The sequence below is a fragment of the Rhizobium sp. 62_C5_N11_2 genome, assembly GCF_051811185.1.
GTDB lineage: Bacteria > Pseudomonadota > Alphaproteobacteria > Rhizobiales > Rhizobiaceae > Rhizobium > Rhizobium leguminosarum.
The window spans coordinates 4,703,672-4,728,247 of sequence record NZ_JBPWPW010000001.1 but is presented as its reverse complement, the minus strand read 5'-3'; the positions used below and the strand labels follow the sequence as shown (position 1 = coordinate 4,728,247).

The window sequence follows — 24,576 nt, the reverse complement described above, 5'->3', positions numbered from 1 at the left end:
TGCTGGCGCGGCCAGTCCCGTCCTTCGAGGCCCCTCCGGGGCACCTGAGGATGAGGCTGGCGCGAGCGCGTGCCTCAGGTGATCCTTCGAAGCGACGTGGATCATGCTTCAGGACGAGACCGCGCAGCCCCAGCAGCATGCGCTAGAACGCAAACCCGCTGCACACTTTTGCTGGAATTGCTTTAGCGGATCGCCGATAGCAGCTTGCGCACGCGATCGAGATGCACCGTCCGCTTTGCATCGGTGGCGCGGTCCATGTCGTGCAGGCTGAGCATCTTGAAATTCAGCCGCTTCGAGCAGAAGGCGGCGATGCCGCGCTTCAAGAGCCGGCGCACCGGATCGCCCATATAGAGACGCACCAGCCACCAGGGCGAGCCTGTCGTCGTCAGCGCATAGAGCAGCCGGATATTGGTCAGCTGCGGCACGATACGGCCGCCGGCGGCGTCATGGCTGAAGGCAACACCGGGGGCGAAAACACGGTCGAAGAAACCCTTCAGGATGGCGGGGAAATTGAACCACCATTGCGGAAAGACGAGGATCAGGCCATCGGCCGCCTTCAGGCGGACAACGATATCGGCAACGGCTGAGGTGTCATAAGGCACGTCGAAATAGCCGCGGCGTTCAGCTTCGGAAAGGTGCGGGTCAAAATTCTCGGCATAGAGATCGAGCAGATCGACGACATGGCCGGAGGCTTCCAGTGCTTCGCGGGCCGTTCGCGCCACCGAGGCGGCGAAACTGTCCTGCAGTGGATGGGCAAGTACCAGCAGGATCCGCATTGTCAGAACAGGCTTCCCTGCTTCGGCGGTTCTGCGGGTTTTACGCTGCGCTTCTTGGCACCGGCCGGCGGTGTGCCGCCTTCCGTGGTCATGGCGCCGACACGACCGTCGGCGAATTCGATGGCGATGCCCATGCCGGCGGAGAGTTGAGCAGCCTGCGAGACCGGCCTGTTATCCTCATCGCGAATGACGGCGTAACCGCGCTTCAGCACGTTCTTATAGGAGAGCGACTGCAGCACGCGGTCCTGCGAAGAAAGCTCGGCGCGCGCACGGGTCAGCTGGTGGCGGATCGCCGTATCGGCATGGCGCGAAAGATTGCCAAGGCGTTCGCGGCCGCGGTCGGTCTGGGTCTTCAGCCGGGCTGGCAGCGAGGCGAGGATTGCTTCGGCGCGGTCAACGCGTGATTTCGAGCGGTCGATCAGCCGCTCGACCATGCGCTCGGCCCGGGCCATGCGCTCGTTCAGAGTCTGGCGGCGCTCGGCGATGCGGCCGGACAGCAGATCGGGGCGCAGATGCGAGCCGACGCGCTCGAAGCCGCGGCGCTTGTTGATGGTGTTGAGCTCCAGCCCGCGGCCGAGGCCGGTCGCCGCCTCGTCGAAACGGCGGCGCGGCAAGGCGAGAAGCTGATCGAGCGACGGCAATGCCCGCATCAGCGCGCGCACCGATTGGCGGCGCTGATCCATCTGCCGGTTCATGCAGCCCTGCAGGCGTGCCGCAAGAGCGGCGGCCTGCGCCTCGAGCTCCGCCTTGACGGGCACCGCCATTTCGGCAGCCCCTGTCGGCGTCGGAGCACGGACATCGGCGGCATAGTCGATCAGCGTCCAGTCGGTCTCATGGCCGACGGCGGAGATCAGCGGTATTTCGCTTTCGGCCGCAGCACGCACGACGATTTCGTCGTTGAAGCTCCAGAGATCTTCCAGGCTGCCGCCACCGCGCGCGACGATCAGCACATCCGGGCGCGGAATGGCGCCGGCCGGCTCCAGTGCGTTGAAGCCGCGGATGGCGTTCGCCACCTCCTCGCCAGATCCCTCGCCCTGAACCTTCACCGGCCAGACAAGGACGTGCACGGGAAAACGATCGGAGATGCGGTGAAGAATATCGCGGATCACCGCGCCGGTCGGCGAGGTGACGACGCCGATTACGCTGGGCATGAAGGGCAGCCGCTTCTTGCGGGCGGCATCGAACAGGCCCTCAGCGCCGAGCTTGCGTTTGCGCTCCTCGATCAGCGCCATCAGCGCGCCGGCGCCGGCCGGTTCCAGCGTCTCGATGACGATCTGATATTTCGAGGAGCCCGGAAAGGTGGTGACCTTGCCGGTGGCGATGACTTCCATGCCTTCTTCCGGGCGGAACTTCAGCCGCGAGAAGGTGCCCTTCCAGATGACGGCGTCGATGCGGGCGCGGTCGTCCTTCAGCGCGAAATAGGCATGGCCCGAGGAGTGCGGCCCACGATAGCCGGAGATCTCGCCGCGCACGCGAACCTGGTCAAAGGCGGTTTCGACGGTGCGCTTGATCGAGCCGGAAAGCTCCGAAACCGAATATTCGGCAAGGTTGGTCGGCGAATCGCTGTCGAAGACGTTGCTCATCCCTCCTTTCTATGTCGATCAGCGGTAAACGGGAAGGTCGGCATTGGGGGCGGGGCTTGGTTTTCCCGGCCGTTGAAATCGTTGGCGGGAGGGTTCGTCGCCGTTGCGTCGAGCGCGCTCGTCTCAACGCATCCCGCACATGCACTCGTTGCAGCCAGGTGGACAAACAACAAAATCGAGTAAATCTGTTTTGTTGCGGAACGTATAGTTAGACAATGCGTTTCACATGAAAGGGATTGCTAACCACCGCAATACAAAGGCTTTTCGGCAAAGCCTGCCGGTAAATCTTTGTTAGTTGGCGCTTCCTATGCTTCCCCTCGTTATCTCTGGGAAGGTGCTGAAATGATTATTCTCACAGCAGCAGCATTGGGCATCAGCGCCGGGCAAATGCGCTCGGCTGGCGTGATCGCGTTGGTCGCCGCGTTGATCGGAATGACATTCGCGCTGGCGGCGATAACCTCGCCCGGCCCAGTGTCCATTCTGGCATTCGTCTATGCCGTGCTCGGCTATAATGGCGGCCTCATGCTCTTCGTGCTCGGGCTCTTTGCCAAACAGCGCCTCCGTCGCGCCACGCGTGTCTCACACTGAAAGCGCGTCGCGATCTTTCAGATCGCTCCTCGCGCTTTAGGCCCTTATCTCAAACGCATGTCGTTATCGCAAAACCGCCGCACAGTTTTGCGCGACATGCTTTATTCCATCCTTGAAACTTGCCGGCGTCAATTCATCGCCGGCCGATAGCGAAAGAATTGCACGCCCACGTCGGCCGCCTTCGGAAGCGGTTCCAGATAGGGCGGGATATTCCCCTTGCCGAGCTGCGCATAGAGCCCATCCGGCTTCAGCTTGGCGATCTCGCGCGTCTGCAGGTCGCTGGGGCAGAAGGCAAGCGCCGTCACGCCAGTCCCCTTGAGGAAGGCTTCCGCCTCCTGCGGCTCCGCCATGCCGATATGCAGTTCCGTCAGCATGCCGCCCTGATTGCGATGATAGGGCGCGGAGAGAACCCGGTTCTTGGTGAAGCGCAGGATCGGCACGCCCATTTCCGATGGCGCGGAGATCAGTCCGGCCGGTAGCCCGGCGAGCGGCGCCAGCGCCGCTTGCGATGTGCAGGAAATTTCCTTTGCCGGCTTCGCTGCCTTCTTCTGGGCAGCATTTTCCATCTGCAGCGAGATAAACCCACCTCCGACAGCCCAGGCGGCCGGAGCACTGGCGAGCACGGTCACGATATAGATGAAGGCGGCGGCGACATTCTCGCTGTCGCCGTTGGAGATGCGCTTGATATCGATGATCAGCAGGGCAAGCGGCAGGATCGAGATCAGGTTCGAGAACGTGGAACCGCGCACCTGGACCAGTGCGATTGCCCAGCTCGTCATCAGCAGGAAGAGCAGGATAAGGTGGATCTGCACGCGGTCACGCTGAACGATGCGGAAGATGCAGACGGCGATACCGAACAGGCCGGCCGCATAGAAGCCACCGATCGAGAAGGGATCGGTGCGCCCGAGAACGAAAAACGACTGCGCTTCCGATACATTCCTCAGCCAGAGCTCGACCAGCATCGGATCGAGACTGGCCAGCGGATCGCTCAGGCATTGCGGTGCAATCACGATCGCCGAACCGAAAACACCGGCGCCGACGACGGCGAGCGCGGCAAAGCGTAGGGGCCGGCGCAGGCGGCTGGCAAAAACCGCCGAAAACAACAGCAAGCCGCCGCCGATCGCCGCCAGGCTGTAATAGCCGAGCGAGAGATTGTCGCAGGTGACCACCGAATAAAGCCGGGGCGGCACTGTTGCGAAGAAGAGGATGCTGATCGCAATCGCCAGCGCCAGCCCGAAGGCCCTCGCGGCGGCAGCGAAATCTTCGCCCTCCCATGCCCAGAGCAGGGCAATAGTCAGGCAGACCGCGGCGACGAAAGGTGTCGTCTCGGCGCCGATGGCGATGGCAACCGCTGCCGCGATGCCGGCGACCGCATAACTCAAGGCGCGACGCTCGGGATCCAGCAGCATCGCGATCATCGTCGCGACCAAAGCCAGCTGCGCATTGTGATGATCGATGGCGCCCGGCGCGAAACGGTTTCCGGTGTAGATCGCAAGACCGGTCAAGCCGAGACTGATGTGCATGGCGGCAACGGAGCCGATGCGCCGACCGGCAACCGCCATGGCGAGCATAGCGGGCAGGATGAGCGATACCGGCCAGACGCCGAGCGCCAGCGCCTCGGCCGTCTCATGGGGTACAAACAGGCCGAAGAACCAGATCAGCGAGGCGATCGGCAGGTCGATCAGCCGCGACCAGTGCATCAGCGTGCCGCCGTCGAGGCCGAGACGGTATTGCATCAGATCGAACCAGCCCTGCCCAGCCAGAAAATCTCGAACTTCGACGAGACGCATTCCGTCGTCATTGTCGGGGCCGACGTAATCGGTGGCACCGGAAAGCTTGGTGATGAGGATGGCGGCCGCAAGGATGACGCTATAGGCGATGACGGTTGGCCAGAGACGCGTCAGCAGGCCGCGTACCCCGCCCCTGGGGGCGCCGGTCACGGAGGATGCATGGGCGATCGACTGCACAGCGTTCATTGTGGTTAGCGGTTCGTTTCCAGATAGCGAAGCTTAGCCGCCGCCGATCAAGAAAGCGTAAAGCCGTTTGTGGCAGCTGCCGATTTTGCCTGCGTCATAGGGTCTTATTAACGGCGCGTGATTTAGGCTGGGCGCGGCTTTAAGTGTAACGAGTAGAGTCATGGCCCGATCGCGTACCGACAATCTGAATATTGCCGTCCTGCTTCCCTGCTATAATGAAGCGGCGACGATCGGCCCTGTCGTCCAGGGCTTCCGGGCGACGCTGCCCGATGCTGCGATCCATGTCTACGACAACAATTCCACCGACGGCACCGCTCTGCAGGCAATGCTTGCCGGCGCGCATGTCGTGCGCGAGCGGCGCCAGGGCAAGGGCCATGTCGTGCGCCGCATGTTCGCCGATATCGACGCCGACATCTACATCATCGCCGACGGTGACGGCACCTATGCCCCGGAGGATGCCGAAGAGCTGGTGCGCACGCTGCTGACGGAGCGCGCCGACATGGTGGTCGGCACTCGCCGCGGCGTGCATGACGATGCCGGCCGTCAGGGCCATGCGCTCGGCAACCGGCTTTTCAACCTGCTCTACCGGATGATCTTCGGCCCTGACTTCACCGATATCTTCTCCGGCTACCGCGCGTTTTCGCGCCGCTTCGTCAAGAGTTTCCCGGCGGTATCAGGCGGCTTCGAGATCGAAACCGAGATGTCCGTGCATGCCTCCCGGCTGAAGCTGCCGGTCAGCGAGCTGGAGCTCGACTACGGCCGACGGCCGGAAGGCTCGCATTCCAAGCTTTCGACGTTCCGCGACGGCGCCAAGATCCTCTGGATGTTCGCGATGCTGATGAAGGAAACCCGGCCCTTCGCCTTTTTCAGCGCGATCAGCGCCACCTTCATGCTGGCGAGCCTCGGCTTCATGGCGCCGGTGCTGGCGGAATATTTCGAGACGGGTCTCGTCAGCCGCATGCCGACCTGGGTGCTGTCGACGGCGCTGATGATGATATCCTTCATGCTGTTTACCGCCGGCGTCATCCTGGATTCCGTTGCGCGTGCCCGCGCCGAACAGCTCCGTATCCACTATATGGGCCTGGAGAGGCCGAGCGCGTTGAAGGCGCCGCTCAGCGACGCAGGGCCGGTATCGCGCGCCCGTCCCGGCAAGGCGGACGCGGCATGAGAAAGCTCATCCGCTTCACTATTGCCGGCGGCATCGGCTTCCTCGTCGATGCCGGCATCCTGTCGGCGCTGCTCCATCTGACGCCGCTCGGGCCGTTTCTGGCGCGGCTCGCCGCGATCGCCTTCGCCATGGCGGCGACCTGGGCTTTCAACCGGCGCTTCACCTTCGATCGCACCGGCCGTTCGCTTGCCGCCGAAGGTTTCCGCTACGGCTCGGTCGGGGTGACGGCAGCGCTGGTCAATTACGGGCTCTATTGCGCCCTTCTGCTGTCGCTGCCGGCACTTCAGCCGCTTGCGGCCATGGTGGTCGCCAACCTCGCCTCGATGGTCTTCAGCTTTTTCGGCTATTCGCGCTTCGTCTTCCGCGCCGAGTGATTAGAGCGCCGCGCGTCCAAAGGACGCGCAAAGGTCGCTCTAACACTTTAAATTGGCCCATAATCCTTTCCGAAAATCGATCCCGATTTTCGGGGTTATGCGCTAGACTGCCTCCCAGCCGTCCTTCTCGCTGGCGCGATAGATCGCGTCGATCACCTTCTGGTTCAGCTTCGAATTTTCGAGCGTGACGATCTCTTCCTTGCCGTTCGTCACCGCCCGGGCGAAGGCCTCGACCTGCCGTTTGTACTGGCGGCTGTCCTGGAAGCGGAAGATGCGCGATTCCCTGTGGCTGCGGTCGGCAAGCTCGATCTCTTCCGGGCCCCAGCGATTGGCGTTGAACGGCGACTTGACCTCGATGTAACCTTCGGTGCCGTGAAAGACCATGACCTGACGGTTTGCCATCTGCGTCGAGATATAGAAGCTCAGCTCGAAATCGCCGAAATCGGCCTTGACGCTCGAATAGATATCCGTGCCGAAATCCGCATCGCGCTCGGTGATCGCCTGGATCCAGAGCGGCTCCTTGCCAGTGGAAAAGCGCGTGCTCATGACGGGATAGACGCCGATATCGGGAAGGCCGCCACCGCCGAGCTCGGGAACGTTGCGCATATTGGCGGGGTCGCGGTTGAAATAGGTGAAGGCGCCCTGCACATGCCGGAGCGACCCGATCGCGCCCTCATCGATCAACGAGCGCACCTTCTGCCAGACCGGCGAATAGTTGATCATATAGGCTTCGGTGACCACCACCCGGTTGCGGTCGCGAGCGGCGATCACGTCGTCGATATCGCCTGATTTCAGCGCCAGCGGCTTTTCGCAAAGCACGTGCTTGCCGGCATCGGCTGATTTGATCGACCATTCGATATGCTGCGAGGTCGGCAGCGGGATGTAGACGGCGTCGATGACGTCGGAGGCCAGCATCTCCTCGTAGGAGCCGAAGGCATGCGGCACGGAGAAGCGATCGGCCATCTCCCTTGCGCGCGTCAGATCACGGCTGGCAATCGCCGTGACGACGCAATTTTCCGCATCCTGGATCGCCGGAACGACATTGTCGCGGCCTATCTTCGCCGTTGAAATGATACCGAAGCGCAGCATGATCCAAGCCTCCCAAACTGATTTCCGCGAACCATATTCAGGCCTTGGCTGCGGCGCAATGGCGCGACCTGAAATCACGGAAGTTTGCCTTCCCGGATGCCCGGAATGCGCTAGGTTCTGTCAGGGCGGCGTTCTGCCGTATTCGCGATTTCAATTCCTTCACACTTCTGGAGAGCGTTATGGAAATGCGCCGGCTTGGAAAAACAGGTCTTTCGGTCGCGCCGATCGTCATCGGCGGCAATGTCTTCGGCTGGACGGCCGACGAGAAAACATCCTTCGCCATTCTCGACGCCTTCTTCGATGCGGGCCTGAACACGATCGATACGGCCGATGTCTATTCCGCCTGGGTTCCGGGCAACAAGGGTGGCGATTCCGAGGAGATCATCGGGCGCTGGCTAAGCCAAGCCAAGGTTTCCCGCGACAAGGCTGTCATCGTCACCAAGGTCGGTTCCGACATGGGACAGGGAAAGACGCTGAAGGAGACCTATATCCTCAAGGCGGTCGAGGATTCGCTGCGCCGGCTGCAGACCGACTATATCGACCTCTATCTCTCGCACTGGCCAGATGCCGATACGCCGCACGAGGAAACGCTCGGCGCCTTTGCCAAGCTGAAGCAGCAGGGCAAGATCCGCGCCATCGGCTGCTCGAACTATGATGCGAAACTGCTTCAGGCCTCGTTCGACGCTGCCGAGAAGGCCGGCCTGCCGCGTTACGATGTGCTGCAGCCGGAATATAATCTCTATGAGCGCGCCAGCTTCGAGGGGCCGCTTGCCGATCTCTGCGTCAAGGAAGACATCGGGGTCATCACCTATTTCAGCCTCGCCGCCGGCTTCCTCACCGGCAAATACCACAGCAAGGCCGATACGGAAGGCCGCGCGCGCGAGGGCCGGGTTTCGAAATATTTCGATGACAAAGGCCTGCGCATCCTGGCCGCGCTCGACAAGATTTCTGCCGAAACCGGCGCCAAGCCCGCGGAAATTTCGCTCGCCTGGCTACTGCGCAAGAAGGGCGTGACGGCGCCGATCGCCAGCGCGACCAGCCTTTCGCAGCTTGAAAGCCTGGCGAAATCGGCGACACTTGCGCTTTCCGATGACGCGATGGCGCTGCTCGACCAAGCCGGCGCCTGAAAGAAAGAGACGCCATGACCGTGAAGATACGCGAGGCCCGCCCCGAGGACGAAGCCCGCTGGCGCGAACTTTGGGCGGCCTACCTTGCCTTTTACGAAGTCGCGGTCGATGCCGATATCACCGATCAGACATGGCGTCGGGTCTTTGATCCGGCGTCGGCAATCGCGATGCGTGTCGCCGAGGTCGACGGCAGGATGATGGGCTTTGCGCTCTATCTCACGCATGAGGGCACGTGGATCCACGGCAGGGACTGCTATCTCGAAGACCTGTTCGTCGATGCCGAGGCGCGCGGCAAAGGCCTCGGCCGGGCGCTGATGGACGATCTCGTTTCGACCTGCAAAGCCAAGGGCTGGTCACGGCTCTACTGGCATACGAGCGAGCAGAACAAGACGGCGCGGGCGCTTTACGACAGCTATGTCGAAAGCGACGGTCACATCCGATATCGCATCAGCTTCACTACATAATTCCTTAAATCGGAACCGATTTAGGGATAAAATTATCCAGCAATTCAAAGTGTTACAGCGTCCTTTGCTCTCGAAAAGACGCGCGGCGCTGCAAGCGATGGAAAACCCGCATACCATTTTGAATGATTGCCTTCCCAATTGGCCATGCCGGGTTTGGTGAGGATGCCGCGCGGACTGATATAACTCTGGATCACCCGTTTCGGCCGTTCGTGCCACTGGATATTGAATGCCCATAGCTTCGGGAAGAAACAGAGCGAGGCATAAGGCAGGTGGTCGTGAATCCACCAGGCGAGCCGCTGCCAGTCGCTTTCATCGTGGTAATGGTCGATCATCCATGGCACGGCAATGCAGACGGCTGCGCCCATGCAGCCGTCGAAGTCCCTCATATCCCAGATGTGATGCGCTGATGTGGCGGCATTGGTCGAGCAGTTCAGCTTGTTCTCATTGCCGAACCTGTTGACCGCGGGCGAACGATAGCCGGAGCGGATATGCAGGCGCCCGAACGTTGCCTCTAGCGGCTCCAGCAAGTCCTCGCAGAGCCTCTTGCCCGCCTCGATCGCCAGATCGGGATCCTCGGGAATATTGGGGATGCGGTAAAAATCGGCGATTTCGGAATGCAGGAAATCGCGGAGGAAGAAGTTTTGCGACAGCCGCACGCGGCCAAGGTCCTCCAGACCCTTCATCGAATTCGGCTTTCGCATGACTTTACCTCCCACATCGACGGCAGGAATCATCGCCCGGCACCGATTTCCAGTCCACCCGAAATCGATCGGGAACAATTAGCGCGGTCTTCTCTTCTTAATGTGTCGCCGCATTCGCGGTTTTCCCCAGAACAAGGATCGAGAAAATGGCCAAGGAAAAGACGTTGGAAGATCTCTTCTACGACACCCTCAAGGACATCTACTTTGCCGAACGGCAGATATTGCGCGCCCTGCCGAAGATGGCACGCGCCGCCCAATCCCCGGAACTGAAGAAGGGTTTCGAAAAACACCGTGAGGAAACCGAAGGGCAGGTCGAACGCCTGCAGCAGGTTTTCGAGCTGATCGGCAAACGCGCGCAGGGCAAGACCTGCGAGGCAATCCAGGGCATCATCGCCGAGGGCGAGGAAATCATGGAGGAATTCAAGGGCACGTCAGCTCTCGATGCCGGCCTGATTTCTGCGGCTCAAGCCGTCGAGCATTATGAAATCGCCCGCTACGGCACGCTGAAGACCTGGGCCGCGACGCTCGGTCTGAAGGAGGTCGTCGGCCTGCTCGACCAGACGCTGCAGCAGGAAACGGCCACCGACAAGACCCTCTCCCAGCTCGCCACCACGGCGGCAAACCAGAAGGCAAAGGCTGCCTGATGCACACGGCGCCCTAATAAAAACGGGCGGCCCGGTCCCCATTCCTTACCGGCCGCCCGTATCCTGCGCGCTGTATCTGAAGAAATCGATGAAGGCGCGCAGCGCCGGGCGCATCTGCCGCCGAGTGGGATAATAGAGAAACGGCCCGGAATAGGGCGCGCACCAATCCTCCAGCACCCGCACAAGCTTGCCGCTCGCCAGTTCGGCATTAACCCGCATGTCGAAGAGATAGGCAAGACCCGCACCGTTCAGCGCTGCGAGCAGGGCCAGCCGATCCTCGCTGACGATCAGCGGCCCGTCGACCGAAACGACAAGTTCCTGCCCGTCCTTTTCGAATTCCCAGCGATAGATCGAGCCGTTGGTGAAGCGCCGCTTGATGCAGCGATGATGGACGAGATCGCGCGGATGCTCCGGCTTCGGATGATGCTCGAAATATTCGGGCGAAGCGGCGATCACCGTCGTCAGATTGGGCGAGACCCTGACCGCGATCATATCAGCCTCCAGGCTCTCCTCCAGCCGGATACCGGCATCGAAACCCTCCTTGACGATATCGGTGAAGCCATCCTCATTGGCGATCTCCAGGGTAATATCGGGATAGAGGTTGAGAAAGTCGCCGAGGCGCGGGGCGAGCAGCAGATCGGAGGCGAAGCGCGGCGCAGTGATGCGCAGGTTTCCGGCCGGCTTGCCGCGCGTATCGCGGACGGCCTCCAAGGCAATATCGATCTCCTCGAGTGCGGGACGAAGTCTTTCGAGAAGCAGGCGGCCCTCCTCCGTTGGCGCCACGCTGCGGGTAGTGCGCGCCAGCAGCCGCACCCCCAGACTTTCTTCGAGGCTGGAGATCGCATGGCTGACAGCCGAGGGTGCGACGAGGAGTTCCTTCGCCGCGGCCCGGAAGCTGCGATGCTCCGAGACGGCGGCGAGAACGGCGAGTTGTGAGAGCTGTGTTCTGTTCATTGATCGAAATGATAGAACAACCTGTTAGAAACTGCATGTATTTTCTGATTGATGCCGCAGCGATATGGTCTGCCGGTACCGCAACGATCCGTTAGCGGTTCAAAATCAGCTCAAGGAGCGCATCATGAAAACCCGGAAACTCGGAAACGATCTGACCGTCTCTGCCGTCGGTCTTGGCTGCATGGGCATGAGCTTTGCCTATGGCGCCAGCGACGATGCGGAATCGATCAAGACACTGCATCGCGCCATCGATCTCGGCGTGACCTTCTTCGACACCGCCGAAGTCTATGGTCCCTTTACCAACGAGGTTCTTCTTGGCAAAGCGTTGAAGCCGTTCCGCGACCGCGTGGTGATCGCCACCAAATTCGGCTTCAAGATCGACGCCAGCAAGCCGGGTATTGCCGCCATCGCCGGCGTCGATAGCCGACCCGAGCACGTGCGGGTGGTGGCCGAGGCCTCGCTGAAACGCCTCGGCATCGAAACCATCGACCTCTTCTACCAGCACCGGGTCGATCCCGACGTGCCGATCGAAGAGACGGTCGGCGTCATGTCAGAGCTGGTGAAGGAAGGGAAAGTCCGCGCGCTCGGGCTTTCGGAAGCCGGCAGCGCCACCATTCGCCGCGCGCATGCGGTCCATCCGATCGCAGCCCTCCAGAGCGAATATTCGCTCTGGACGCGCGATCCCGAAGAGGAGGTGCTTGCGACATGCCGCGAACTCGGCATCGGCTTCGTGCCCTACAGCCCGCTGGGGCGCGGCTTCCTGACCGGGGCGATCCGCAAGGCGGAGGATCTCGACGCGGACGATTTCCGCCGGCAGGTGCCGCGTTTCCAGGCGGAAAATTTCGATGCCAATGCCGCCCTCGTCGCGACGCTCGAGCGGCTTGCCGCCGAGAAAGGCGTGACGACAGCACAGCTGGCGCTCGCCTGGGTGTTGAACCAGGGTGACGACATCGTGCCGATCCCCGGCGCCCGCAAGCTTCATCATCTCGAACAGAACGCAGCGGCCGCCGATATCGTGCTGAGCCCGGCGGAACTTGCGAGGCTTGAAGAGGTCATCCCAGCCGGGCAGGTTGCCGGCAAGCGCTATTCGGACGCCTCGCTTGCCATGACGAACATCTGACCTGGAAAAGCCCGGTCGGCCACAACCGGCCGGGCTTGCCTTCGGGGCTGGCGAAACTATCTAACGCCATCTCGGAGAACGGGATGAAAATATGTCGGACAGGCAGGCAGTCGAACAGACGGTTCATCTCTATGTCGAAGGCATGGCCTTCGCCAATGAGGCAGCCTTGAAAAAGGCCTTTCACCCTAAAAGCTCGATCATCGGCCATTATGAGAATGCCGTCGAATGGCTGACGCGGGACGAATTCATCGCCGCGATCCTGGCGGAAGAGCCGGCGCCGCCCGGCACGCAGCCCTACATGGATATCCAGAGCGTTGATGTCGAGGGCGATGCGGCAAGCGTCAAGGTCACCGACGATTTCGCCGGCATGCGCTTTACCGATTATCTCTCGCTGCTGAAGATCGACGGCCGCTGGACGATCGTCGGCAAACTCTTCCATCTGCATCTGTGAAAAGACCGGCCGCTATTGGCGACCGGTCCATTATTTGACGACGCTGGGTGAAGCTCAGCTTCTGAGGACACCGCCGGTGAATTTCGTGACGCTGGCGACGATCTTCTGCGTCAGCGCCTCGAAATCCTCGTCCGTCAGCGTGCGCTCGACCGGCTGGATCTGCACCTCGATCGCCACCGACTTCTTGCCGTCGCCAACCGATGCGCCCTCGAAAATGTCGAAGACATTGACGCCGGTCACCAGCTTGCGGTCGGCGCCTGTTGCGGCCTTGACGATCGCGCCTGCTTCGACCGTCTTGTCGACGACGAAGGCGAAGTCGCGCCGGACCACCTGGAAAGGCGACAGTTCGAGCGCCGGCTTGGTGCGCGTCGCCTTGCGCTTGGCGTCCGGCATGGCGTCGACATAGACCTCGAAGCCGCAGAGCGCGCCGGAGACATCGAGCGCTTCCAGCGTCAGCGGATGGAATTCGCCGAAATAGCCGAGCACGACTTTTGGCCCGATCTTGATCGTGCCGGAGCGGCCGGGATGATACCATTCCGGCCCGCCCTGCTCGATCTGGATATTGCCCATCGGCAGGCCGCAGGCTTCGATGACGGCGAGCGCGTCGGCCTTGGCGTCGAAGACATCGACCGGCTTGCCGCCGCCCTTGGCGACGTTCGACCAGGCGCGACCGGCGCCGGCAAGCGAGGCCGTGCCGCGGCGAATGCCGCCGGCAACGCGGCGCTGACCGTCCGGCCGATCGTTCTCATAGGTGCCGGAGACCTCGAAGAGGGCGACGTCGGCGTAACCCTTGTCGGCATTGCGCTGGGCGGCTGACAGCAGGCCCGGCAGCAGCGAGGGGCGCATATCCGACATTTCGGCGGCGATCGGGTTGGCAAGCTTGAGGGCGGGCGAGCCGCCGCCGAACAGCTTTGCCTGGTCTTCCGGAATGAAGGACCAGGTGACGGCTTCGAGCATGCCGCGCGCGGCCAGAGCCCGCTTGGCAAGGCGGGTGCGGATCTGCAGCGTCGTCAGGATCTTGCCGTTGACGGCCGCGTGACTTTCGAGCGGCGCCGGCTTGATATTGTCGACGCCGTGAATGCGCATGACCTCTTCGACGAGATCGGCCTTGCCGTCGACATCGGGACGCCAGGAGGGAACGGCGACGGAGACCCGCTCGCCGGAACCGGAGACCGTGAAGCCAAGGCGCGTCAGAATCGTGTTGCTTTCCGCATTCGAGACGTCGAGGCCCGTCAGGCGCTTGACCTCCGAATAGGGGAAATCGACGATCTTCTGTTCATGACCCTGGTAGCCAACGATCTCGGCCTTGGCGGGTTTGCCGCCGCAAAGTTCCAGCACCAGTTCCGTCGTGCGTTCGAGACCGGGGACCATATATTCCGGATCGACGCCGCGTTCGAAGCGGTAGCGGGCATCGGTGATGATGCCGAGGCTGCGGCCTGATTTGGCGATGTTCATCGGGTCCCAGAGGGCGGATTCGATCAACACGTCGACGGTGTTCTCGTCGCAGCCGGAATGTTCGCCGCCCATGATGCCACCGATCGATTCGATGCCATCCTCATCGGAGATGACGACGTTGTTCGGCGAGAGCTTGTATTCGCGCTGGTCGAGCGCCAGAACCGTCTCGCCTTCGGCGGCACGGCGGACGGTCAGGTTGCCCTTAATCTTGGCGGCATCGAAGACGTGGATCGGCCGCCCCTGATCGAAGGTCATATAATTGGTGACGTCAACAAGCGCGTTGATGGGGCGCAGGCCGATGGCGATCAGCCGCTGCTGCATCCAGCGCGGGCTCGGGCCGTTCTTGACGCCGCGCACGAGGCGGAGCGCAAAACCCGGGCAAAGCTTCGGGTCGTCGAGATCGAGCGTCAGCTTCACCGACGTCTCGCCTTCGACAGCGAAGGACGGTGCGGGCCGCGTCTTCAGCGTACCGAGACCGGAAGCGGCGAGATCACGGGCGATGCCGTGGATGCTGGTGCAATCCGGCCGGTTGGGCGTCAGGTTGATCTCGATGAGGGGATCGTCGAGATGAGCATAGGCGGCATAACTCTGGCCGACCGGCGCATCTTCGGGCAGATCGATGATGCCGTCGTGACTGTCGGAAATCTCAAGCTCCTTTTCGGAGCACATCATGCCATGGCTTTCGACACCGCGGATATTGCCGACAGCGAGCGTCACGTCGATACCAGGAACATAGGTTCCGGGCGCTGCAAAGGCGCCGACGAGACCGGCGCGCGCATTCGGGGCGCCGCAGACGACCTGGACCGGCGCGCCGGAACCGGTATCGACCATCAGCACTTTCAGCCGATCGGCCTGGGGATGTTTTTCCGCCGAGACGACCCTGGCGATGACGAAGGGCTTGAATGCCGCCTTGTCGTCGACATCCTCGACCTCCAGTCCGATCTCGGTGAGGCGCGTGCAGATTTCATCGAGGCCGGCATCCGTTTCCAGATGCTCTTTCAGCCAGGAGAGCGTGAATTTCATCGTCCCAATTCTCCGTTCAAGCGCTGAGGCCGCCGAACAGCGTCGGCATGTCGAGCGGGCGGAAGCCGTAATGCGTCATCCAGCGGACGTCGGCGTTGAAGAAGTCGCGCAGATCGGGCATGCCGTATTTCAGCATGGCGATGCGGTCGAGGCCCATGCCCCAGGCAAAACCCTGATATTCGTCCGGATCGAGCCCGCCGTAACGCAGCACGTTCGGGTGGACCATGCCGCAGCCGAGGATTTCCATCCAGTCGGTACCCTCGCCGAACTTGACGATCGGGCCGGAGCGGTCGCATTGGATATCGACCTCGAAAGAGGGCTCGGTGAAGGGGAAGAAGGACGGGCGAAAACGCATCGTCACGCTGTCGACCTCGAAGAAGGTCTTGCAGAATTCTTCCAGCACCCAGCGGAGGTTGGCGACATTGGCCTTCTTGTCGACGACCAGGCCTTCGACCTGATGGAACATCGGCGAATGCGTGGCGTCGCTGTCCTGGCGGTAGGTCTTGCCGGGAATGATGATGCGGATCGGCGGTGTCTGCGCCTCCATGGTGCGCACCTGCACCGGCGAGGTATGGGTGCGCAACACCTTGCGCTCGCCATTCTCATCCGGGTTGAAGAAGAAGGTGTCGTGCATCTCGCGGGCCGGATGGCCTTCGGGGAAATTCAGCGCGGTGAAATTGTAATAATCGGTCTCGATGTCGGGACCTTCGGCGATCGAGAAGCCCATGTCGGCGAAGATCGCGGTGATCTCGTCGACGATCTGGCTGATCGGATGGATACGGCCGCGCTCGGCCGGCGAAGAGCGCACCGGCAGGCTGACGTCGACCGTCTCGGCCTTCAGCCGCGTATCGATTGCCGCTTGCCGCAGCGTCGCCTTGCGGGCGCCAAGCGCCTCGGTCACTGCATTCTTCAGAACGTTGATCGCAGCGCCCTTGCTCTGGCGCTCTTCCGGCGTCATGGCGCCGAGCGTCTTCAACAGTTCGGAGACGGAGCCCTTCTTGCCGAGGGCGGAAACGCGCACGGCTTCCAAGGCCGTTTCGTCATCGGCGGCGGCGATTTCGGCGAGCAGCGATGTGTTGAGCTGGTCGATATCTGACATTGTCACTTCTTTCCGTCCAGTATCAGGCGGGCGATCGGGAGGCAGGCGGCGCCGGCCGGCGCCAGGAATATAAAGAAAGAAAAACCCGCGCTAGCTCAAACCAGCGCGGGTTTCCCAAAATCATAGATTCAAAAGCTTGGGAAGCGCTGGTTACTTGACCGCGCCTTCAAACTCGTTCGCCGTGCCGGCTTCCTTGAGGTATTCAAGAGCCTTCTTGGCAGCGCTGACCAGCGCGCCGAATGCTTCCGGCTCGTGGATCGCCATGTCGGAGAGAACCTTGCGGTCGACTTCGATGCCAGCCTTGTTCAGGCCGTCGATGAAGCGGCCGTAGGTCAGGCCGAATTCACGCACAGCGGCGTTGATGCGCTGGATCCAAAGCGCGCGGAAGTTGCGCTTGTTGACCTTGCGGTCGCGGTAAGCGTACTGCTTCGAACGATCGACAGCAGCCTTGGCGGTACGGATGGTGTTCTTGCGGCGGCCGTAAAAGCCCTTTGCTGCCTTCAGAACCTTCTTGTGCTTGGCATGAGAGGTGACGCCTCTTTTTACACGTGCCATATCATGATCTCCTTAAATCTAGCGTTCGCGGACGAGTCTCAGAGACCGTTCGGCAGGTAATTCTTGATAACCTTGCGGCCATCCGGTTCTGCGAGAACCATGGTGCCACGTGCATCGCGAATGAACTTGTTGGTACGCTTGATCATGCCATGGCGCTTGCCAGCAGCGGCAGCCTTGACCTTGCCGGTTGCGGTGATCTTGAACCGCTTCTTGGCAGAGGACTTCGTCTTCATCTTGGGCATTTTGCTACTCCTTCTGTCCTCCCTGCGCGCTTTATCAAAAAAGCCCTCCTGCGAAGTCCGGTTCTCCGGCCGTCGCAACAAGGTGCGGGAGCGTTTGTTGTTGATCTGCGGCATCGGCGACGAACCGTTCCGCAAGCATTCGAAACTGCCACGGCATGCCCTGCCGGTCAGTTCGGACGCGCGCTTATAACCGCAGCGTCATGAAAGTGCAACGGGGCGGCGGAGGAATCTTCGCTCACCCGAAAACACAATGGCGCAAAGCAGAATAGCAGAAAGCACAAAAGCCGCCCTTGCGGACGGCCTTGGGCGAAAAACTGCCTGGCGCTTACTTCGGCGCCAGCACCATCATCATCTGGCGGCCTTCGAGCTTCGGTTCGGCTTCGACCTTGGCGAACTCGATCGTATCAGCCTTGACCTGCTGCAGAAGCTTCATGCCGAGTTCCTGGTGGGCCATTTCACGGCCGCGGAACTTCAGCGTCACCTTGACCTTGTCGCCTTCGTCGAAGAAGCGACCCATCGCCTTCATCTTCACCTCATAATCATGGGTGTCGATGTTCGGGCGCATCTTGATTTCTTTGACTTCGACGATCTTCTGCTTCTTGCGCGCCTCGGCAGCCTTCTTCTGGTTAGCATATTTCAGCTTGCCCAGATCGAGGATCTTGCACACCGGCGGTTCGACATTGGGGGAAATTTCGACGAGATCGAGGCCGGCTTCTTCCGCCATTCTCAAGGCCTGGTCGGTAGGCACGACGCCCATATTCTCTCCGTCAGCCCCGATCAGCTGAACTTTGGGAATGCGGATTTCACGGTTCGAGCGCGGTCCGTCCTTCACGGGCGCGTCGGTTTTAAAAGGTCTGCGAATGGTCGTATTCTCCTCGCGTTGTTTCGGAACGTTGCAGCATCGCGCTCCCAATCAGGGGTGCACAAACGTGTCGCGTCATCGCTGCAACGGAGTCAATATCATCCTTTAGCGGAAAAATCACCCGCTGTCAGCCTGACAAGAATCTGTTTTATAGGCCAAAACAACAGGAGTTTCGCCGATGTCCGATCAGTTGTCCAATGCCCAGCCGCAGTTCCTGACGGTCGGCGAGGGTGAGGCGGCACGTGAGATCGCCATGCTCGTCCGCCCGGCGCAGGCCGGCAATGGCGCACCGGCACTCGTCTGGTTGTCCGGCTACCGCTCCGACATGAGCGGCACCAAGGCAGTGGAACTCGACGGGCTGGCGGCGGAACTTGGCGCCGCCTGCATCCGCCTCGATTACTCCGGCCACGGACTTTCCGGCGGCAGCTTCGGCGACGGCACGATCTCGCGCTGGCTGGAGGAGGCGCTTGCCGTCATCCGCCATGTCGCGCCCGAACGCGTGATCCTCGTCGGCTCGTCGATGGGCGGCTGGATCGCGCTCAGGCTGGCGCAGGAGCTTGCGCGGCAGGGCGACCCAAAGCTCGAAGGCCCAAAACTCGAAGGCATGGTGCTGATCGCGCCCGCACCCGATTTCACCTCGGAGCTGATCGAGCCGAACCTGAAGGCCAAGGAGCGCAAGTCGCTGGCCGAGCGCGGCTATTTCGAAGAGCGCTCGCAATATAGTCCCGAACCGAACATCTATACGCGGGCGCTGATCGAGGATGGCCGAAAGAACCGGGTACTCGACGGCATCATCGAAACAGGCTGCCCGGTGCATATCCTCCAGGGCATGAAAGACGCTGATGTGCCGCATGCGCATGCGATGAAACTGGTCGAACATCTTCCCGCCGACGACGTGGTGCTGACCTTCATTCGCGACGGCGACCATCGCCTTTCCCGCCCCGGCGACATCGCGCTGCTCGTGAGCGCCGTCAAAGGCATCATCCGTTCATCAACAATTAGGCAGATGCCCGCTTGAATGGCATCGGCGGATAAATTCGCCTGATACAGGTCCCCAAGCCGTTGCATTTTAACCATGTCGGCGAGTCGCAAGGTCCTACCAAGAAGTAACGATTGACTCTTTCCGGCCCTCTCCATTAACACTTTGTTAATAAATAAGGGGCGATGCAAGGAAAGAGCGGGCGTGCGGATCAAGGGTATTTTTGTGGCCATGATGGCCGTGTTTGCGATGGCAACGGCCGCCATACCGGCCCCAAGCAGAAATGCTTCAATGGTAACGGGCAATGCCACCTCACAGCCGATCGGCCACTACGATTTCTGTCAGATCCACCGCAATGAATGTGGCGCAAACCGCAACGCAGGCCCGGTCGCCATGAACCCGGGGAAGTGGTCGCTCGTCCGTTTGGTCAACGCCACGGTCAATCGCACCATCACGCCGATGACCGACAAGGAAATCTACGGCAAGGATGAGGTCTGGGCCTATCCGACCACCGCCGGCGACTGTGAGGATTTCGCTCTGCTGAAGCGCCGCATGCTGATCCAGCGCGGCTTTTCGGCGGCCGACCTGCTGATGACCGTCGTGCGCAAGCCGGATGGCGAAGGCCATGCGGTGCTGACGCTGCGCACTGCAGAGGGCGATTTCGTGCTCGACAACCTCGCCTCCGACGTCAAGCCGTGGTTTGCGACGCCCTATTCCTTCGTCAAGCGCCAGTCGAGCTACAATGCCGGCCGCTGGGTCACCATCGAGAACGGCCGCGACGTCCTGGTCGGCGCCCTGCGGTAAGGGTTGCAATAGAGAATGTGGAAAAGGCCGGCGATTTGCCGGCCTTTTTGTTTTGTGGGTTTCGGACGCCGCACCGTCTCCCGGCCCTTCGCTTTTGGCTCAGGGCGTTGGTTGCTGCGGATTTACTGGATCGATTGCTCGGGCTATGCCCGACCGCAACTCACCCATTCCCGATCAGGATGCCGGCGCCGAGCACCAGGCTGCCGCCGAGCACCACCTGGAAGGCGGCGCGCAGGAAGGGGGTTTCCATGTAGCGGTTCTGGATGAAGGCGATGGCCCAGAGTTCGAAGAAGACAACGACGGCAGCGGTGATCGTCGCCGTCCAGAAATGCGGGATCAGATAAGGCAGCGCGTGGCCGAGACCGCCGAGCGCCGTCATGATGCCGCAGGCAAGGCCGCGCTTGACCGGCGAGCCTCTGCCGGAGATCTTGCCGTCGTCATGGGCGGCTTCGGTGAAGCCCATCGAAATGCCGGCGCCGACGGAGGCCGAAAGGCCGACGAGGAAGGTCTGCCAGGTATCCTGCGTGGCGAAGGCGGCAGCGAAGATCGGCGCCAGCGTCGAGACCGAGCCATCCATCAGCCCGGCAAGGCCCGGCTGCACATAGGTCAGCACGAATTGCCGGCGCACCGTCTCGTCCTCGTCGTGCTTGACGTCTTCCGGCGTATGTTTGTCGCCCAGCATGCGGGCAATATCTTCATGCCCCTGTTCGGCGAGGGCGAGATCACCGAGAAGCTGGCGCGTCGAGGCGTCCGAGGTCCGCTTTGCCGCCTCGACATAGAAGCGATAGGCCTGCTCCTCCATCGCCTCGGATTCCCGGCGCATCGCATCCAGCGAAAGGTTTGCCCTGAGCCAGTCCGGCTTGCGCTCATAGAAGCCCTCCACATGCTCGCGCCGGATCAACGGAATGCGCTCACCGAAACGCTGGCGATGGATCTCGATCAACGACTTGCGATGCGTGTCCTCGACCTCGGCCATGTCCTCGAAGACCTTGGCCGAGGCCGGAAATTCGCGGCGCAGTCTGTCTGCATAGGCAAGATAGATGCGGGCATCGTCTTCCTCGGAGGCGATCCCAAGGGCAAGGATCTCCTGCTCGGACAGCGACTCGAAAGATCGTTTCGAGGATCTGAAAAACCGCGCCAGCATGATCTTCTCCAATTTTTAGAATTATTCTAAATCTAAAGAACGCGGCGATGGCGGTCAAGTGCGTGAGGCAATTCAAAGTGCTACAGCGCTGACAGATTGCCGCAAGCGGCACGGACGACTTTGGTGCGCTGGCATAAACACCTATATGAAAGGGCGCCGCATCACGCGGCGCCGGGGTTTTGGAATGGACAATGACATTCAGGGCCGCCCTGCTCATGTCGCGGCGATCCGCGAAAGGGCGGAGGCCGAGATGCGGGACATGGGCGTCGACGCGGCCTTCATCGACAGGCTGGTCGAGACCTTTTACGGGCGCGTGTTAACGCATCCCGATCTCGGCCCGGTGTTCGACGCCAAGCTGGCCGGCCGCTGGCCGGAGCATATGGCGAAAATGAAGGGCTTCTGGTCGGCTGTCGCCTTCCGCAGCGGCGCCTATGGCGGCAAGCCGGTGCAGGCGCATACTCATGTGGCAAACCTGACACCGGATCTCTTTCCGAAGTGGCTGTCGCTGTTTGCCGCAACACTCGACGACATCGCCCCGTCGCCGGAGGCCAAGGCCTGGTTCATGGCGACGGCGGAACGGATCGCCAAGAGCCTGGTGCTGTCGCTGTTCTACAATCCGGCTCTCGACGATCCCAAGCGCAAACCCGCCTGATCCAAATTAACGAAATAGCGCAGGCATTCAGCTCTAAGACTTCGCCGCCGAGGCGGTGGCGCCGGCGCTGGCCGCCACCACGAGCGCCGTACCCAGTATCTGCAGCGCGGTCATCGGCTGGGCCAGGATCAGAAAGCCGGCGAGCGCGCCGATCGCCGGTTCGAGGCTCATCAGGATGCCGAAGGATGCCGACGGCATGCGCCGCAGCGCCACCATTTCCAGCGCATAGGGCAACAGCGGCACGAGGATGGCAAGGCCGAGAACCTCGACCAGTCCCTTCAGCGTGAAGGCGCCCCCTGTCTCGGCAAGGCCGAAGGGGGTTGCGACGAGGCCGGCAACGATCAGCGACATCGAGAGGCCTTGCAGACCCTTGAAGGCAGCGCCGACTTTCTTCGTCAGTAGGATATAGACCGCCCATCCCACAGCCGAGCCGAGAGCGAAGAGGACGCCCGGGAGATTGCCGACCCAGCCTTCGCCGTCATGGGCGAGGAAGAGAATGCCGGCCGCAGCGATCAACGGCCAGGCGAGCCGCCATGTCAGACCATAGCCGAAGACGGCGACCGAGAGCGGCCCGAGGAAATCGATGGCGATCGCCAGGCCGAGCGGCAGCCGCTGGATCGCCGCGAAGAAGCAGAGCGTCATGGCGGCCGTCGTCGTGCCAAGCAGCAATGTCGCCCGCCACTGGGCGCCGCTATAACGCAGCACCGAAGGCCTGACGACGACGGCAAGGATGATCGCCGCAAAAGCAAGCCGCAGCCAGGTGGCGCCGGCAACGCCATAGGTCGCAATGGCTGGCGAAGACAGTGCTGCGCCGAACTGGATCGAAGACATCGACATCAGGCACATCGCGACACCGGCCGCCAAGCCGCCCGAACTCGGCGATACGCCCGGCTGCGCAATCAAGGCTGCGCCGTCCGTCCCGGTCTCGATATTCTTGATGTCCATGTGGCCCCCGATCCTGGCGCGGTTCTAGGCCGAAGACGGGTGAGAACCAAATTCAAACTTTTCATGCCGGGATCAAGAGCGCTGATGCTGAGGCGCCAAAGATCGGCCAGCAAGGATGACCTCTTCGGCGTCTCCGAAGCTCATGTCGAAGACCTTCCTGCCGATGTCGAAGCTGAAGCCGTTGCGGGCGAAAGCCGAAAGCTCTTTCGCCTTTCGCTTTTCGTCGAGCTCGACCCGGCGGAAGGGGCCGAAGGCGCGTTTGCGGGCAAAAATCGCTGCGGCATAGAGATCGTCAGCCTCCTCAAGTGCCACTTCGACCTTGTCGCTGGAGACGCCCTTGGCAGCAAGCTTCTGGGCGATCGCGCGCTTCGATTTACCGCCGCGCACGGCCGAGCGCGTGCTGATCTCCGCATAGGCGCTATCGTCGAGCACCTTGTTGTCATAGGCAAATTTGACGGCGAAATCGGCAACGGCCTTGAGTTGCACCGCGCTGATATCCTCGAATTTCTCCTTCGCCTTGCGGGCAATGGCGTCAAACAGCTGCTTTTCCGTCATCATCCGCCGCTCGAGCCGATAGATGGTGGAGTTGCGCGCCCAGCTTAGCATGCGGGGTGTCGGAACGTCGGATGGAACGGTCTCGTCAGTCATCGGCAGAGATCAGGCTTCCAGGCCCTTGAGGACATTGGCAACGTTGAGGCCGATCTCCGGCACGCCGTAGCCGCCCTCCATGCAGGCGAGCACCGGCAGGCCGGCGGCTGATATCATCGCGCCCATGCGGGTGAAATCATCGGAGGTGAGGCTGAAGAAGGAGATCGGGTCGCGCTCGAAGGTATCGACGCCGAGTGCCACGACGATCGCCTCGGCGCCGAAGGCCTTGATGCGGGCCAGCGCATCGGCAAGGGCCGAAGACCAGACATCCCAAGGCGTGTCCGGCGGCATCGGATAGTTGCGGTTGCTACCTTCGCCCTCTCCCTCACCTTCCTCGTCGGCATGGCCGAGGAAATAGGGAAAGGCATGCATGGGATCGCCATGCAGCGAGGCGGTGAAGACATCGCCTCTGTGATAGAAAAGATCCTGCGTGCCGTTGCCATGGTGGAAATCGACATCCAGCACCGCGACTTTCCTCGCACCATGGTCGAGCAGCCGCTGCGCGGCGACGCCCGAATTGTTGATGAAGCAATAACCGCCGAAGAGATCGATGCCGGCATGGTGGCCGGGCGGGCGGCAGAGCGCGAAGGCGAAACGATTGCCGGCATTCAGCCAATCGGCGCCTGTGATCGCGCAGCGCATGGAGGCGATCGCCGCCTCGTAGGAGCCCTTGGTGATCGAGGTATCGGCGGCATTGGCGTAATGGCCGATCGCGCCGACGATATTGTTGGGTACACGCTGGCTGGTGCGGCGAACGGCGAAGGAATTGGCGATCGCCTCGCCGGTGAAACCGGCCGCCACCCAGCGGTCCCAGACGGTGGCAAGAAAATCCAGATAGGCGGGATCATGCACCTTCAGCGCCGTTTCCAGTCCATGCGCATCAGGCGCCACCACGTCGGTAAAGCCCGCCTCCTTGACCGCCGCCAGGATCCATTCGGCGCGAAACGGCGCCTCGAAGGGCGTCACCAGTTGGCCGGCGTGCAGCTCGGTCCTGGCATCGCGCAGCTTGTGGTCTTCGGAATAGATGACGCGCATTTCAGATCCTGCCCTTGATTGACGATGGAGATTTACACGGCTCGGCCGCGATAAAAAAGTGGCGCGCCGTCTTGAACGTCCAGGCGGATGACGCCACCTTCGCCGGTGTTTTGAGAAC

The 24,576-nt window shown here is 61.7% G+C and carries 26 protein-coding genes; 11 read left to right on the top strand and 15 right to left on the bottom strand.

Translation table 11 applies throughout. From position 1 onward, the window contains the following. Positions 1 to 182: 182 nt before the first annotated feature. Both AB8B31_RS23110 and xseA read right to left on the bottom strand, forming a co-directional pair. Positions 183 to 776 carry an NAD(P)H-dependent oxidoreductase gene (locus AB8B31_RS23110; protein WP_018447918.1) on the bottom strand — a complete coding sequence of 198 codons (594 nt, stop codon included), beginning with the start codon at positions 774 to 776 and terminating at the stop codon, positions 183 to 185. Positions 777 to 778: 2 nt separating this feature from the next. Beyond that, complete coding sequence (gene xseA / locus AB8B31_RS23105; RefSeq protein WP_018447919.1) at positions 779 to 2,359, bottom strand: exodeoxyribonuclease VII large subunit; 1,581 nt, start codon at positions 2,357 to 2,359, stop codon at positions 779 to 781. A 342-nt stretch (positions 2,360 to 2,701) separates the two neighbouring features. Here xseA and AB8B31_RS23100 point away from each other — a divergent pair, with 342 nt between their 5' ends. Continuing rightward, entirely contained in the window at positions 2,702 to 2,947 is a 246-nt protein-coding gene (locus AB8B31_RS23100) for a hypothetical protein (protein WP_018447920.1), read from the top strand. Positions 2,948 to 3,075: 128 nt separating this feature from the next. Here AB8B31_RS23100 and AB8B31_RS23095 read toward each other — a convergent pair whose 3' ends face one another. Next, positions 3,076 to 4,923: a hypothetical protein gene (locus AB8B31_RS23095; RefSeq protein WP_439007514.1), complete on the bottom strand. Its 1,848-nt coding sequence runs from the start codon at positions 4,921 to 4,923 to the stop codon at positions 3,076 to 3,078. A gap of 160 nt (positions 4,924 to 5,083) precedes the next feature. Between AB8B31_RS23095 and AB8B31_RS23090 the strand changes: the two genes are divergently transcribed. Beyond that, a complete protein-coding gene (locus tag AB8B31_RS23090) occupies positions 5,084 to 6,091 on the top strand; it encodes a glycosyltransferase (protein WP_018447922.1) in 1,008 nt (335 codons plus the stop codon). After that, entirely contained in the window at positions 6,088 to 6,465 is a 378-nt protein-coding gene (locus tag AB8B31_RS23085) for a GtrA family protein (RefSeq protein ID WP_028731762.1), read from the top strand. Before AB8B31_RS23090 ends, AB8B31_RS23085 begins: the two co-directional genes overlap by 4 nt. A 102-nt stretch (positions 6,466 to 6,567) precedes the next feature. Here AB8B31_RS23085 and AB8B31_RS23080 read toward each other — a convergent pair whose 3' ends face one another. Next, positions 6,568 to 7,554: a Gfo/Idh/MocA family protein gene (locus tag AB8B31_RS23080; protein ID WP_018244392.1), complete on the bottom strand. Its 987-nt coding sequence runs from the start codon at positions 7,552 to 7,554 to the stop codon at positions 6,568 to 6,570. Between the two features lie 179 nt (positions 7,555 to 7,733). Here AB8B31_RS23080 and AB8B31_RS23075 point away from each other — a divergent pair, with 179 nt between their 5' ends. Together AB8B31_RS23075 and AB8B31_RS23070 are read left to right on the top strand one after the other, a co-directional pair. After that, the gene (locus AB8B31_RS23075) at positions 7,734 to 8,681 is read left to right on the top strand and encodes an aldo/keto reductase (protein WP_128408677.1); all 948 of its coding nucleotides are present in this window, start codon (positions 7,734 to 7,736) and stop codon (positions 8,679 to 8,681) included. 14 nt (positions 8,682 to 8,695) lie between these two features. Then, entirely contained in the window at positions 8,696 to 9,145 is a 450-nt protein-coding gene (locus AB8B31_RS23070) for a GNAT family N-acetyltransferase (protein ID WP_128408678.1), read from the top strand. Between the two features lie 44 nt (positions 9,146 to 9,189). Here AB8B31_RS23070 and AB8B31_RS23065 read toward each other — a convergent pair whose 3' ends face one another. Further along, on the bottom strand, positions 9,190 to 9,879 hold the full coding sequence (locus AB8B31_RS23065) for a hypothetical protein (protein ID WP_128408679.1): 690 nt from the start codon (positions 9,877 to 9,879) through the stop codon (positions 9,190 to 9,192). A gap of 113 nt (positions 9,880 to 9,992) precedes the next feature. Here AB8B31_RS23065 and AB8B31_RS23060 point away from each other — a divergent pair, with 113 nt between their 5' ends. Further along, positions 9,993 to 10,490, top strand: a complete 498-nt coding sequence (locus AB8B31_RS23060) for a YciE/YciF ferroxidase family protein (protein ID WP_028731767.1) — start codon at positions 9,993 to 9,995, stop codon at positions 10,488 to 10,490. A gap of 45 nt (positions 10,491 to 10,535) precedes the next feature. Here the strand turns inward: AB8B31_RS23060 and AB8B31_RS23055 are convergent, their stop codons facing one another. Next, positions 10,536 to 11,444 carry a LysR family transcriptional regulator gene (locus AB8B31_RS23055; protein ID WP_018244388.1) on the bottom strand — a complete coding sequence of 303 codons (909 nt, stop codon included), beginning with the start codon at positions 11,442 to 11,444 and terminating at the stop codon, positions 10,536 to 10,538. Positions 11,445 to 11,568: 124 nt separating this feature from the next. Here AB8B31_RS23055 and AB8B31_RS23050 point away from each other — a divergent pair, with 124 nt between their 5' ends. Then, positions 11,569 to 12,564 carry an aldo/keto reductase gene (locus tag AB8B31_RS23050; protein ID WP_018447928.1) on the top strand — a complete coding sequence of 332 codons (996 nt, stop codon included), beginning with the start codon at positions 11,569 to 11,571 and terminating at the stop codon, positions 12,562 to 12,564. A gap of 91 nt (positions 12,565 to 12,655) precedes the next feature. Continuing rightward, a complete protein-coding gene (locus AB8B31_RS23045) occupies positions 12,656 to 13,015 on the top strand; it encodes a nuclear transport factor 2 family protein (RefSeq protein ID WP_018244386.1) in 360 nt (119 codons plus the stop codon). A gap of 54 nt (positions 13,016 to 13,069) precedes the next feature. Here AB8B31_RS23045 and pheT read toward each other — a convergent pair whose 3' ends face one another. From pheT to infC, 5 genes are all read right to left on the bottom strand, one after another. Next, positions 13,070 to 15,493: a phenylalanine--tRNA ligase subunit beta gene (gene pheT, locus AB8B31_RS23040; RefSeq protein WP_018447929.1), complete on the bottom strand. Its 2,424-nt coding sequence runs from the start codon at positions 15,491 to 15,493 to the stop codon at positions 13,070 to 13,072. A 16-nt stretch (positions 15,494 to 15,509) separates the two neighbouring features. Beyond that, positions 15,510 to 16,592, bottom strand: coding sequence for a phenylalanine--tRNA ligase subunit alpha (pheS, locus tag AB8B31_RS23035; protein WP_018447930.1), 1,083 nt, complete (start codon positions 16,590 to 16,592; stop codon positions 15,510 to 15,512). A gap of 150 nt (positions 16,593 to 16,742) precedes the next feature. Further along, positions 16,743 to 17,147, bottom strand: a complete 405-nt coding sequence (gene rplT / locus AB8B31_RS23030; RefSeq protein WP_003544622.1) for a 50S ribosomal protein L20 — start codon at positions 17,145 to 17,147, stop codon at positions 16,743 to 16,745. Between the two features lie 38 nt (positions 17,148 to 17,185). Next, positions 17,186 to 17,389, bottom strand: a complete 204-nt coding sequence (gene rpmI, locus AB8B31_RS23025; protein WP_003570998.1) for a 50S ribosomal protein L35 — start codon at positions 17,387 to 17,389, stop codon at positions 17,186 to 17,188. 325 nt (positions 17,390 to 17,714) lie between these two features. Next, positions 17,715 to 18,251 carry a translation initiation factor IF-3 gene (infC, locus tag AB8B31_RS23020; RefSeq protein WP_075225634.1) on the bottom strand — a complete coding sequence of 179 codons (537 nt, stop codon included), beginning with the start codon at positions 18,249 to 18,251 and terminating at the stop codon, positions 17,715 to 17,717. A 178-nt stretch (positions 18,252 to 18,429) separates the two neighbouring features. Between infC and AB8B31_RS23015 the strand changes: the two genes are divergently transcribed. Both AB8B31_RS23015 and AB8B31_RS23010 read left to right on the top strand, forming a co-directional pair. Next, positions 18,430 to 19,269 (top strand): alpha/beta hydrolase, encoded by an 840-nt coding sequence (locus AB8B31_RS23015; RefSeq protein WP_128408870.1) that lies wholly within the window; start codon positions 18,430 to 18,432, stop codon positions 19,267 to 19,269. Between the two features lie 165 nt (positions 19,270 to 19,434). Then, positions 19,435 to 20,034: a transglutaminase-like cysteine peptidase gene (locus tag AB8B31_RS23010; RefSeq protein WP_018244382.1), complete on the top strand. Its 600-nt coding sequence runs from the start codon at positions 19,435 to 19,437 to the stop codon at positions 20,032 to 20,034. A 160-nt stretch (positions 20,035 to 20,194) separates the two neighbouring features. On the opposite strand, the gene mbfA is transcribed toward AB8B31_RS23010, so the two are convergent. Further along, positions 20,195 to 21,178 (bottom strand): iron exporter MbfA, encoded by a 984-nt coding sequence (gene mbfA / locus AB8B31_RS23005; RefSeq protein ID WP_018447933.1) that lies wholly within the window; start codon positions 21,176 to 21,178, stop codon positions 20,195 to 20,197. Between the two features lie 184 nt (positions 21,179 to 21,362). On the opposite strand from mbfA, the gene AB8B31_RS23000 reads away from it, so the two are divergent. After that, entirely contained in the window at positions 21,363 to 21,830 is a 468-nt protein-coding gene (locus tag AB8B31_RS23000) for a group III truncated hemoglobin (protein ID WP_018447934.1), read from the top strand. A 33-nt stretch (positions 21,831 to 21,863) separates the two neighbouring features. Here the strand turns inward: AB8B31_RS23000 and AB8B31_RS22995 are convergent, their stop codons facing one another. The 3 genes from AB8B31_RS22995 to AB8B31_RS22985 form a co-directional block, all read right to left on the bottom strand. Next, positions 21,864 to 22,775: an EamA family transporter gene (locus AB8B31_RS22995; protein ID WP_439007513.1), complete on the bottom strand. Its 912-nt coding sequence runs from the start codon at positions 22,773 to 22,775 to the stop codon at positions 21,864 to 21,866. Between the two features lie 72 nt (positions 22,776 to 22,847). Continuing rightward, positions 22,848 to 23,423, bottom strand: a complete 576-nt coding sequence (recX, locus tag AB8B31_RS22990) for a recombination regulator RecX (protein WP_128408871.1) — start codon at positions 23,421 to 23,423, stop codon at positions 22,848 to 22,850. A gap of 9 nt (positions 23,424 to 23,432) precedes the next feature. Continuing rightward, positions 23,433 to 24,458, bottom strand: a complete 1,026-nt coding sequence (locus tag AB8B31_RS22985; RefSeq protein WP_047617435.1) for a histone deacetylase family protein — start codon at positions 24,456 to 24,458, stop codon at positions 23,433 to 23,435. Positions 24,459 to 24,576: the final 118 nt, after the last annotated feature.

Coding starts and splice junctions, on each gene's coding strand:
- AB8B31_RS23000 (WP_018447934.1), top strand. CDS start 21,363: ATGGACAATGACATTCAGGGCCGCCCTGCTCATGTCGCGGCGATCCGC.
- pheT (WP_018447929.1), bottom strand. CDS start 15,493: ATGAAATTCACGCTCTCCTGGCTGAAAGAGCATCTGGAAACGGATGCC.
- xseA (WP_018447919.1), bottom strand. CDS start 2,359: ATGAGCAACGTCTTCGACAGCGATTCGCCGACCAACCTTGCCGAATAT.
- AB8B31_RS23045 (WP_018244386.1), top strand. CDS start 12,656: ATGTCGGACAGGCAGGCAGTCGAACAGACGGTTCATCTCTATGTCGAA.
- AB8B31_RS23060 (WP_028731767.1), top strand. CDS start 9,993: ATGGCCAAGGAAAAGACGTTGGAAGATCTCTTCTACGACACCCTCAAG.
- rpmI (WP_003570998.1), bottom strand. CDS start 17,389: ATGCCCAAGATGAAGACGAAGTCCTCTGCCAAGAAGCGGTTCAAGATC.
- AB8B31_RS23095 (WP_439007514.1), bottom strand. CDS start 4,923: ATGAACGCTGTGCAGTCGATCGCCCATGCATCCTCCGTGACCGGCGCC.
- AB8B31_RS23085 (WP_028731762.1), top strand. CDS start 6,088: ATGAGAAAGCTCATCCGCTTCACTATTGCCGGCGGCATCGGCTTCCTC.
- mbfA (WP_018447933.1), bottom strand. CDS start 21,178: ATGCTGGCGCGGTTTTTCAGATCCTCGAAACGATCTTTCGAGTCGCTG.
- rplT (WP_003544622.1), bottom strand. CDS start 17,147: ATGGCACGTGTAAAAAGAGGCGTCACCTCTCATGCCAAGCACAAGAAG.
- AB8B31_RS23100 (WP_018447920.1), top strand. CDS start 2,702: ATGATTATTCTCACAGCAGCAGCATTGGGCATCAGCGCCGGGCAAATG.
- recX (WP_128408871.1), bottom strand. CDS start 23,423: ATGACTGACGAGACCGTTCCATCCGACGTTCCGACACCCCGCATGCTA.
- pheS (WP_018447930.1), bottom strand. CDS start 16,592: ATGTCAGATATCGACCAGCTCAACACATCGCTGCTCGCCGAAATCGCC.
- AB8B31_RS22985 (WP_047617435.1), bottom strand. CDS start 24,458: ATGCGCGTCATCTATTCCGAAGACCACAAGCTGCGCGATGCCAGGACC.
- AB8B31_RS23055 (WP_018244388.1), bottom strand. CDS start 11,444: ATGAACAGAACACAGCTCTCACAACTCGCCGTTCTCGCCGCCGTCTCG.
- AB8B31_RS23065 (WP_128408679.1), bottom strand. CDS start 9,879: ATGATTCCTGCCGTCGATGTGGGAGGTAAAGTCATGCGAAAGCCGAAT.
- AB8B31_RS22995 (WP_439007513.1), bottom strand. CDS start 22,775: ATGGACATCAAGAATATCGAGACCGGGACGGACGGCGCAGCCTTGATT.
- AB8B31_RS23070 (WP_128408678.1), top strand. CDS start 8,696: ATGACCGTGAAGATACGCGAGGCCCGCCCCGAGGACGAAGCCCGCTGG.
- AB8B31_RS23080 (WP_018244392.1), bottom strand. CDS start 7,554: ATGCTGCGCTTCGGTATCATTTCAACGGCGAAGATAGGCCGCGACAAT.
- AB8B31_RS23090 (WP_018447922.1), top strand. CDS start 5,084: ATGGCCCGATCGCGTACCGACAATCTGAATATTGCCGTCCTGCTTCCC.
- AB8B31_RS23015 (WP_128408870.1), top strand. CDS start 18,430: ATGTCCGATCAGTTGTCCAATGCCCAGCCGCAGTTCCTGACGGTCGGC.
- AB8B31_RS23075 (WP_128408677.1), top strand. CDS start 7,734: ATGGAAATGCGCCGGCTTGGAAAAACAGGTCTTTCGGTCGCGCCGATC.
- AB8B31_RS23110 (WP_018447918.1), bottom strand. CDS start 776: ATGCGGATCCTGCTGGTACTTGCCCATCCACTGCAGGACAGTTTCGCC.
- AB8B31_RS23050 (WP_018447928.1), top strand. CDS start 11,569: ATGAAAACCCGGAAACTCGGAAACGATCTGACCGTCTCTGCCGTCGGT.